Origin of the sequence: Paenibacillus sp. NEAU-GSW1 (assembly GCF_009737085.1) — a bacterium.
In the GTDB taxonomy this organism is placed as follows: domain Bacteria; phylum Bacillota; class Bacilli; order Paenibacillales; family Paenibacillaceae; genus Pristimantibacillus.
Genome location: NZ_WOVL01000017.1, coordinates 109,153 through 118,813 on the forward strand (window position 1 = coordinate 109,153; position 9,661 = coordinate 118,813).

The 9,661-nt window shown below is 52.5% G+C and carries 7 protein-coding genes and 1 pseudogene; 5 read left to right on the forward strand and 3 right to left on the reverse strand.

Annotated features, from left to right (window positions below; translation table 11 throughout):
- Positions 1-2: 2 nt before the first annotated feature.
- The 3 genes from GOM71_RS14875 to GOM71_RS14885 form a co-directional block, all read right to left on the reverse strand.
- Complete coding sequence (locus GOM71_RS14875; RefSeq protein WP_367649617.1) at positions 3-1,037, reverse strand: FecCD family ABC transporter permease; 1,035 nt, start codon at positions 1,035-1,037, stop codon at positions 3-5.
- A complete protein-coding gene (locus tag GOM71_RS14880; RefSeq protein ID WP_156282426.1) occupies positions 1,021-2,046 on the reverse strand; it encodes a FecCD family ABC transporter permease in 1,026 nt (341 codons plus the stop codon). The genes GOM71_RS14875 and GOM71_RS14880 overlap by 17 nt, the downstream gene beginning before the upstream one ends.
- Positions 2,047-2,145: 99 nt before the next feature.
- Positions 2,146-3,150: an ABC transporter substrate-binding protein gene (locus tag GOM71_RS14885; RefSeq protein WP_156282428.1), complete on the reverse strand. Its 1,005-nt coding sequence runs from the start codon at positions 3,148-3,150 to the stop codon at positions 2,146-2,148.
- A 229-nt stretch (positions 3,151-3,379) separates the two neighbouring features.
- On the opposite strand from GOM71_RS14885, the gene GOM71_RS14890 reads away from it, so the two are divergent.
- The 5 genes and pseudogenes from GOM71_RS14890 to GOM71_RS14910 form a co-directional block, all read left to right on the forward strand.
- The gene (locus tag GOM71_RS14890; protein WP_156282430.1) at positions 3,380-4,393 is read left to right on the forward strand and encodes a substrate-binding domain-containing protein; all 1,014 of its coding nucleotides are present in this window, start codon (positions 3,380-3,382) and stop codon (positions 4,391-4,393) included.
- The gene (locus GOM71_RS14895) at positions 4,390-5,880 is read left to right on the forward strand and encodes a sensor histidine kinase (RefSeq protein WP_156282432.1); all 1,491 of its coding nucleotides are present in this window, start codon (positions 4,390-4,392) and stop codon (positions 5,878-5,880) included. The genes GOM71_RS14890 and GOM71_RS14895 overlap by 4 nt, the downstream gene beginning before the upstream one ends.
- Before the next feature lie 17 nt (positions 5,881-5,897).
- The gene (locus GOM71_RS14900; RefSeq protein ID WP_156282434.1) at positions 5,898-7,292 is read left to right on the forward strand and encodes an AraC family transcriptional regulator; all 1,395 of its coding nucleotides are present in this window, start codon (positions 5,898-5,900) and stop codon (positions 7,290-7,292) included.
- Positions 7,293-7,592: 300 nt separating this feature from the next.
- Positions 7,593-8,930: a sugar porter family MFS transporter gene (locus GOM71_RS14905; protein ID WP_156282460.1), complete on the forward strand. Its 1,338-nt coding sequence runs from the start codon at positions 7,593-7,595 to the stop codon at positions 8,928-8,930.
- Positions 8,931-9,093: 163 nt separating this feature from the next.
- Positions 9,094-9,661 (forward strand): annotated as a pseudogene (locus GOM71_RS14910) (transposase); the annotation flags it as partial.

Below are 9,661 nucleotides of genomic sequence, written 5' to 3' on the forward strand. Positions count from 1 at the left end.
CCTTATTTCACTTTTCTCGAAGCGTACAGCAAATAAATAAAAAACGGAGCGCCTATCGCTGCCGTAAATACACCAGCCGGAACGTCTCGCGGCAAGAACACAGTTCTGCCGACTAGATCGGCCAGCACAACTAGAATCGCGCCGAGCAGCGCCGAGACGGGAAACATATGCTCGAATCGCGAACCGACCAGCTTGCGCGCCATATGCGGAGCGATTAAGCCGACGAAGCCGATGCCGCCCGCTACAGATACAGCTGAACCGGCCAGCGCGACGCTGCTAAGCAAAATAAGAAGCCTGCTCCATTGAAGCGAGCTGCCCAGCGCAATCGATATTTCGTCGCCTAGCTGCTGGACGTTGATCGTCCGATGAAATAAGTACGACGCAGGCAGCAAAATCGCGGTCCACGGCAGCAGCGTCGCGACATTTTCCCAATTAGAGCCGTAAACCGAACCTGTAATCCATAAAAAAGCTTGCGACGGATCGTTGATCGGACTGAACACGATCATTGCCGTCGTCATCGCGGACGTCAGCGAGGCGATACCGACGCCGACCGTAATCAGGCGAATCGGCGAAATGCCTTTTTTCCAAGCCAATAAATAGACTAGAAGCGAGACAGCTGCCGCGCCGGCCAATGCGGCAAACGGCAAGTAGCGGATGCTGATCGTACCTGCGCTAAAAGTCAAGAAAGCGACAGCGGCAACCGTTGCGCCTCCAGTAATGCCCATCATTTCTGGGGAAGCAAGCGGATTTCTCGTCATCCCTTGCAGCATGGCTCCCGATGCGGCCAATGACGCACCGACCAGCATCGCTACCGTTATACGCGGCAAGCGCAGCTGCTGAACAACGAGCATATCCGCGGGAGAGCCCTGTCCGAAGATGCTTTTTACAACTTCAATAGGCGAAATCCGGATATCGCCCAGCCCGATGCTGACGATCACGGCAACTAGGCAGGCAATCGCTAAACATGCAGTAACAACAGCGGGTCTTCTGCCGCGAGTCGTTCTTGGCGAGTTAATCGTTTCAGCGTGCGGCTTCACGTTGCGACAGCTCCCTTCTCGCTAAGTAAATGAAGAAAGGAGCGCCTATCGCTGCCGTCATGACGCCAACCGGCATTTCCTCCGGAATGACGATAAACCGGGCTGCAATATCTGCGATAAGCAGCAGGACAGCGCCAAGCAGACCGCAATACGGCACGAGCCAGCGGTAATCGTTGCCGACCAGATAACGTCCGATATGAGGGATCATGACACCAATCAGCGCGATCGGTCCCGCAATCGACACGGACGCGCCTGCAAGCACAACGATGATGGCGCCGGCCGCAATTTTAATTAGCCCTGTGCGCTGGCCGAGGCCTGCCGCACTGTCTTCACCGAGCATGAACAAGTTGATTTGTCTCGCTACGAGCAGCGCGGCAACCCAGCCCGCCGCCATGTAAGGCAAAACTAGCGCAACAGCATTCATCTCCTGCCTCGAAATCGACCCCGTCAGCCAAAAAATAACGCTCTGAAAGCCCGTCTGGTTCAGGACGAGCATCCCCTGCGTAAACGAGGAGAACAAAGCGGTCATCGCCGATCCGGCCAAAATAATTTTGAGCGGCGTCAATCCGCCTCTGCCGAGCGAGCCAAGCATATAGACGACGACCGAGCCGACCGCTGCGCCTACGAATGCCACCCACATTAAGCTCTGCATATTTTTAAATGAAAAAAAAGTGATCGAAAGTACGATAAAAAAAGTGGCGCCCGCATTTACGCCAAGCACGCTCGGCGAGGCTAGCGGATTGCGGGTCAACGCCTGCATCAGCGCGCCGGCGATCGCCAGGCTCGCCCCGACGCCGACTGCAGTAACCGCTCTCGGCAGACGGGCGGTGCGGACGATGACTTGATTGCTGTCGGTTTTATCATATTGAACGATTGCAGACTTTGCGGTCCTCCAATCGATCGTCGTGCTGCCAAGCAACACGCTGGAAGCGAAACAAATGAGCAGCAGAACGAAGCCGCCTGCCGCGCCTGCGAGCTTGATTCGCTGCGCTGTGAATATGCCGTTCATACTCCTGTCCTTTCTCCATGCACGACCAAAAGAATGAGCTGGGCTCATTCTTCTGGCATGGCTTATGTGCTGAAAACCAGACTTTTTGAACACGCACTATCAGTTGAGCTTCATGTACGTAAACAAATCGTCCATCATCATTTTCGCTGCAAGCGGACCGCCGCCCAAATTCCACGTTATCGCGTTGACATGGTGGTATTGACCGTTCTTAACCCCGTCAAGATTGGTCCAGAGCGGATTGGAAGTCCAATCCTTCTGGGTTTTCTTCCCTTCCTCTCCGTCGCGCTCCATCGTGAGGTCGAAAATGTAGTCGCCGCCAAGCAGCGGAATTTGCTCTTTCGTCGTAACGTTCACGACCGTCTTATCCGGTACCTGCTGCGCTTCCGGACGTCCCAAGCCGAGCTCCTTGAAGATCGTTCCGGCAAATCCGGTAACATAGAAGCGCGACGTTCCATCCTCTTCAAATCGGATAATCGACACTTCCGTCGAACCGAGCTTATCGCCCATCTTCGTCCTAAACTCTTCCGCGCGTTTATCCCAATCGGCCAAAATCGCGGCTGCTTCGTCTTGTTTATCCAAAATTTCGCCGGCCATCGTCAAGTTATCTTTCCAGCTGAAGACATCCTCCATCATGATCGTCGGCGCAATCGCGTTCAATTGCGGATAAATTTTCTCATGGCGCAGCTTGGAGCCGATAATGACATCCGGTTTCAAAGCGACAATCGCCTCTACGTTCGGCTGATTCTCTTCGCCGAGCGTTTCTACGCCTTCCATTTTATCGCGCAGGTAGACGTAAAAAGGCTTTTCGTCCCATGATTCCACGGCGCCTACCGGCTTAATGCCAAGCGCGACCGAAATATCGACCATACCGTTAAAAAGAACGACGACCCGCTCCGGCGTTTTTTCCAGCGTTGCCGTACCCATGGAGTGAGTAATCGTCTTCGCACCGCCTGTCGCCGCATTCGTCTCCGGCGATGCCGTTTCGGCTGCCGCCTGCTCTTTGCCTCCGTTGTTGCTGCCTTCCTTATTTGCTCCGTTTGCTCCACACCCGCTAATAACAACAATTGCGAGCAGCAGAATAACCAGCCCTTTTAAACCTTTCATCTTTCTGTCTTCCTCCCCGTCCAACTAGTGATATTGATAATTATTATCATTGATAATCATAATACGTCGACCATTATTTGTACATGATGGATTTTATCTTTTTTAAGCACTTAATTTATCATCCTGCCGATTAAGTATGACCGTAACAACAAATCCGTTTTTGGGCCTGCGCACTCAATCATGTATAATGATGTCATTATTCGAACGTACGGCGGAAGGATGGATGAATATGGCTAATCGGCGCTGGAATATCGGTATTTTGCTGTTGCTCGCAATCTTTCTGGCCGTGCTGCTTCAGTTTTTTGTCGCTTCGCAAAACATCCGCAAGCTGGTTTTACCTTCGGAAACCGGTTCAGGAAAAGAGGAAACGAAGCGGCAAATCGTTCTGATTTCCCAGGAAATCGACAACCCATTCTGGCGCTCCGTCGAGCAAGGCGCGCGTGAAGCCGCTTCTCAGTTCGGCATGGAGCTTCAATATACCGGACCTTACCGCATCAACCCCGAAGAGCAGGTTAAACTGCTGCAAAAAGCGATCGCGGCAAGAGCCGACGCGATCATTGTGCAAGGGATTGGCGATGCGGGTCAGCAGCAAGCAATCGCTGAAGCTGATTTACTGGGCATTCCGATCATCGCCGTAGACACGGACGAGCCTTCAAGCAGCCGCTTGTCCTTTATCGGAACGGACAACATCGCCGCAGGACAAGAAACCGGCAAGCTGATCATCCGGCATTCGGACGGCGAACCCGGCGTCATAGGCGTACTGCTGGGCAGCGACCTCGCGGCCAGCCAGCAGCTCCGTCTGGAAGGGTTGCGATCCGTCATTAAGGAGCACCCGCAGCTGACTGTCGCGGAGGTGCGCGCTTCCGACATTTCAAGGCTGCAAGCCGAGCAGCAAGCGGAAGAAATGCTTCGCATGCACCCTGAGATGAATTATATGGTCGGATTCAGCTCGCTCGACGGCATTGGCATTGCGCAAGCCGTCAAACGCCTCAAACCTGGCGCTGTAACGATATATGCATTTGACGATCTGGAGGAAACCTTAACGGGCATACAGCAAGGCAGCATACATGCAACGATGGTTCAGCAGCCGTTCCGCATGGGCTATGAGGCGATAGCCCAGCTCGATCGGCATTTCAAAGGCCGTAAAGTGCATGAGCAGATATTGACGCCTATTCAATTGATAGATCAGAAGAAAACAACGAGTTCCTCTGTATCCGGTCAGAGCAGCGGAGGCAGCCGATGACGATTCGCACCAAGCTGCTGCTCTTTATTCCGCTGCTCGTGCTGCTGACAAACGGAGTCACCTTCTTTTTGTTTGAAAGCTCCAAATCCGTACAAAAAAACTACGGTCAAACGATGGACCGCATGCTGCTGTACACGCAATCCGCGCAAAGCTCGGATGCTCTGCTTCGCGTGCTCTACACCTATTTGCTCAATCCCGGCAGCAGCAGCGAAAGCCAGCTGCTTGAGCAGGATAAGAAGCTTCGCGAGCTTGGCTTGAAGCTGTCGAAGCAGCGCGGGACCCTGATTCGCGGCGCGGAATTGGAAGGCTATATTCATATGCTGGACACGCTTGCGGAGCAGCAGCTTGCCGCCCGGCAAGCTGCCGCGGCAACGCCGCCGCAGCCGGGCGAGGCGCTGCGGCATTACGAGAAAGCCGAGCAAACGGCGTCGTTCATTCGCGATGAGGAACGGCGTCTGCTCGACGCGGAGCTCACCGCTTACGAGCCGCTGTACCGGAGCATCCAGCTTCACTTGGCAAAGCTGGACTGGCTTGGCCCTACCGCTTTTATCGTCAATACGATGCTGAGTATCGCGCTTGCGCTATGGATTTCAAGAAGTATTACGGCGCCTGTCGCAAAGCTGGTCGAGACGGCCAAGCGGATTGCCAAAGGAGATTGGAATGGCGCTCACGCCAACGCTGCAGCAGACGGGAAAGCAAACGACGAGCTTGGCATTTTGTCCGAAACGTTCCGGCATATGCTCGCTGACTTGAATGAATTGATCGGGAAAGACAAGCAGCGGATGGAATCCGAGAAGCTGATCAAGGAGCTTGAACTTCAAGCGCTGCAAAGCCAGATCAATCCTCATTTTCTGTTTAATACGCTGAACGTGCTTTCCAGGCTTGCGGTCATCGAAGGAGCTGACCGGACGAGCGACTTGATCGTCACATTGTCCGGCTTAATTCGGTACAATTTGCAGCGGCTTGAGCAGCCCGTAACGATTCGCGAGGAGCTCGAGCATGTCCGCAAATATATTGCCATTCAACAAGCGCGGTTTCGCGATCGGGTTCATGTGGAGCTAAATGCGGAGGAAGGCGCATTGGACCTGCTTATCCCGGCGCTGACGCTGCAGCCGCTTGTCGAGAACGCCTACATGCACGGCGTTGAAGGCATGGAGCGCGGAGGAGAAATTCAGATCAGTATTCTAGCGCTGCAAGGCGGCGCAGCCATCACGATTATAGACAATGGCTGCGGCATGAGCGCAGAAACGCGAGAAGCATTGCTCAGCGTGGAGGAGGCTCCAATGCCGGCCAAATCCGCTTCAGCAGGAACGGGCATCGGCACTCGCAATGTGTTTAAACGGCTGCGGTTGTTTTATAATCGTGACGATATAATAGAGATTGAGAGCAGTCTCGGACAAGGTACGGTCATCACCTTGCATGTACCGAGGAAAGTCATCGGGCAAGATCGGCTTGAATTAAACTTTGAGATCAAAAAATCCTTATGAATAAGGTGTGACGCACAATGTATCGGCTGTTAATCGCGGATGACGAAGCGCTGGAACGGGAAGGGCTTGAACTAATCATTGAACGCATGCTGCCCGGCGTATTTCAATTCGCGCATGCGGAAAACGGACGGAGAGCCATCGAACTGGCAGATGAATTCCGCCCTCATATCGTCATGATGGACATCAATATGCCCGGTATCCAAGGACTGCAAGCGATTCGGGAAATGAAGACGCTCCTTCCGGATTCGAAATTCGTCCTCGTAACCGCATATGATTTTTTCGCCTACGCCAAAGAAGCGGTCTCGCTTGGGGTCAAAGAATACATCGTCAAGCCTGCGGGACGGGAACAAATTTCAGCTACGCTGCGCGGACTGCTTGATGAGCTCGAAGCGGAGAAAAACCGGAGAGCTGAAGATTTGCGCTTAAGGGACAAGCTTTCTCAGCTGCTCCCTCTTGCCGAGAATGAACTGGCGCTCGTCTTTATGGTCGATCAGGTCGCAGACGCCGGCGAAGAGCAGCTCGCCGATTGGCTTGGCTTTCCGCTCGATGCCGGCTGCGCCCTTGTCGTTGCGTTTCCAAAACAAGCAGCTGCAACGGCAACGGACAAAAAAAAGCTGTATGAAAGTATCCGCAGCTACGCGAAGGCTTACGGCATCCCGTGTATCGTCAGCTCACTAATTGATATGCATATGGCGGTGTTCCTGCACAAAGAGGCCGTCGACGAACCCGCCGCATGGAAACAGTCCGTCCGCCAGTTTGGCGAAAAGCTGTGCGAATTAGCCGAACGCCAATTTCAAATGGCGGTTGCGGTAGGCATAGGTTCGCTGCATACCGGGGCAGACGGCTTGCGCAAATCGTATTTTGAAGCTGTATTCGCCTCGGATGATGACCGCCTTATCGGCAAAGCTTCCGATTTCGAGCAATTGATCGGCGAGACGGATCCGGTACGGATTGGCGCACCGGAAAGCGCAAATGAAGCTGAGCGGATCATTGCCAAGCGCGAAGAGATGAATGAACATAACGCCGATAACCGCTCCTATGTGCTTGCCGCCCTGCGACGCATTCGCGAGCAGCGGGAACAGCAAACGTTGTCCGTCATGGACAAGGCAAAACGTTTTATTGAGGAGCGTTTTACAGAAGAGCTTTCATTGGAGGATGCCGCCGATTACGTCCATTTGAACGCCCACTACTTTAGCAAAGTGTTCAAGCAGCAAACGGGGGCTACTTTTATCGACTATGTCACCAGCCTTCGGATTGACAAAGCCAAGCAGCTGATTGCTTCCGCCGACGAGCTTGCTCTTAAGGAGGTTTGCTTCGAGGTCGGGTATAAAGACCCGAATTATTTTAGCCGTGTGTTCAAAAGAGTAACCGGCGTCACGCCGACCGAGTTTCGAAATGGTTCCAAAAATTAGGTTCACGTTCTCAGAGCGTGGACTTTTTTGTTATCTGGGAACAATAAAATGCTACATTCGTCTTTATCTCTAGCCAACTGGATCGGCTCGAACGAATCCATGCAGAAACAACACAATTATGTGCTGCTGATTGCGTCCATTCCCCCAGTTTCGCCATGCTATAATTTTTTGCATCAGCTTCTGAACATTTAGCTATCAAGCTCTTCGCAACGAAAGGGGAATACTACATTGGGTGCACTAGGAAATATAAAATCGGGTGACAGCAACACGGCCGCTGCCAACAGCGATCATCCGTCCAGCATGAAATTTGTAACGCTTGTCTCAATGATCGCAGCGCTCGGCGGCTTGCTGTTCGGTTTCGATACGGCGGTCGTATCCGGCGCTATCGGCTTTATGCAGGATCGGTTCGAATTGAATGAGGTGCAAGTCGGCTGGGCCGTTTCTTCACTTATTATCGGTTGTATTTTCGGCGCGGGCTTCTCCGGTGTGCTGAGCGACCGTTTCGGACGGAAAAAGGTGCTGATCGCCGCTGCCATCCTTTTTATTATCGGCTCGCTTGGCTCGGCAATTCCGGACACGTTCACCGGCTATATTATCGCCCGTATTATTGGCGGTATCGGCATTGGCATCACTTCAACCTTATGTCCGCTATATAATGCGGAAATTGCTCCGGCTAAGTACCGCGGACGGCTTGTAGCCCTGAACCAATTCGCCACCGTAACCGGCATCTTCCTCGTCTACTTCATCAACTCCGGCATTGCCGGATGGGGCGATGACGCATGGGACATTGCATCGGCATGGCGCTGGATGTTCGGCATTGGCGTATTGCCAGGCGTTCTCTTCTTCATCCTGCTGTTCTTCGTGCCGGAAAGCCCTCGCTGGCTGATCAAGCAAGGAAGATCGCTTGACGCGTTAAACATTCTTCTTCGCATTCACGGAGAGGAAGCGGCCAAGCAAGAGGTGCTCGATATTAAACAATCGTTTGCGCAGGAAAACGGTTCAATGAAGCAGCTGTTCAGCCCGGGCCTGCGGATCGCCTTGATTGTCGGCGTCGTGCTGGCGGTTCTTCAACAGGTTACAGGCATTAACGCCGTTATGTATTATGCCCCTGAAATATTTAAAACGATGGGCGCCGGCACAAATTCATCTCTTGTACAAACGATTCTCATCGGCTTCGTCAACTTCGCCTTTACGATTGTGGCCATTTGGCTGATCGACAAAGTCGGGCGCAAAGCGCTGCTCTTGATCGGCTCATCCTTGATGACGATCTGTCTAGCCGTTATCGGCATCGCTTTCCAGACCGGCCATACGACCGGGCCGCTCGTACTAGTGTTTCTGCTCATCTATGTCGCTTCCTTCGCGATTTCGCTCGGGCCTGTCGTATGGGTCATTATGAGCGAAATATTCCCGAACCGGATTCGCGGCAAAGCGACAGCGATCGCTTCAATGGCGTTATGGCTTGCTGACTATATCGTCTCGCAATCGTTCCCGCCGATGCTCGCTTCAGCAGGACCGGCCATAACGTTCTGGCTGTTCGGCGTTATGTCGCTCATTACGTTCGTATTTACATGGCGGGTCGTGCCCGAAACGAAAGGCAAATCGCTTGAAGAGATCGAATCGCTTTGGTCTGCGAAGTAAAAATAAGGGGGTGTCCCATAAGTCATTAAAATGACGATGGGATACCCCCCCTGTTTTATTTGGGTAAAACAGCAAACTGCACATTTAAATGTTCCGTTTGCCATTAACCTGTCAATTAATTGCTTAAAATACAAACAAAAAGAAGCCATCTCCTTAAGATCAGCAAGAAACGCTCGGAAGCCGCAACAGCTTTAGCAAAACCGACACCGATGCCGCGTTTATGCGCATGAAGGAAGATCACATGCGAAATGGACAATTGAAGCCGGGATATAACGTGCAGATTGGAACAGAAGATCAGTTCATCCTTAGTTACAGCCTTCACCAACGCCCAACAGACACGCGTTGTCTTAAGCCACACCTGGACAAAGTGAAAGCATCGCTTGGTCAATTGCCGGGAACCATCATTGCAGACGCAGGTTATGGAAGTGAAGAAAACTATGCTTACCTGGAGTCTGAGGAACAACGGGCACTTGTTACATACAATACCTATCACAAAGAAAATACCAAAGCGTGGAAGCAAGACATTAGCAAATTCGAGCATTGGTTGTATGACGAGAAAGAAGACACGTGGACATGCGCAGCAGGACAGAAACTTCTATTCCGTTATGAAAGCAGAAGTACCACGGAAAGTGGTTATGAAATTACCACTCGCCATTATCGCAGCCTTTCCTGTGAAGGCTGTCCGCTGAAGGAACGTTGTACGAAGGCACAAGGCGAGCGTGAAATAAAGG

Coding starts and splice junctions, on each gene's coding strand:
- GOM71_RS14880 (WP_156282426.1), bottom strand. CDS start 2,046: ATGAACGGCATATTCACAGCGCAGCGAATCAAGCTCGCAGGCGCGGCA.
- GOM71_RS14895 (WP_156282432.1), top strand. CDS start 4,390: ATGACGATTCGCACCAAGCTGCTGCTCTTTATTCCGCTGCTCGTGCTG.
- GOM71_RS14905 (WP_156282460.1), top strand. CDS start 7,593: ATGAAATTTGTAACGCTTGTCTCAATGATCGCAGCGCTCGGCGGCTTG.
- GOM71_RS14890 (WP_156282430.1), top strand. CDS start 3,380: ATGGCTAATCGGCGCTGGAATATCGGTATTTTGCTGTTGCTCGCAATC.
- GOM71_RS14900 (WP_156282434.1), top strand. CDS start 5,898: ATGTATCGGCTGTTAATCGCGGATGACGAAGCGCTGGAACGGGAAGGG.
- GOM71_RS14885 (WP_156282428.1), bottom strand. CDS start 3,150: ATGAAAGGTTTAAAAGGGCTGGTTATTCTGCTGCTCGCAATTGTTGTT.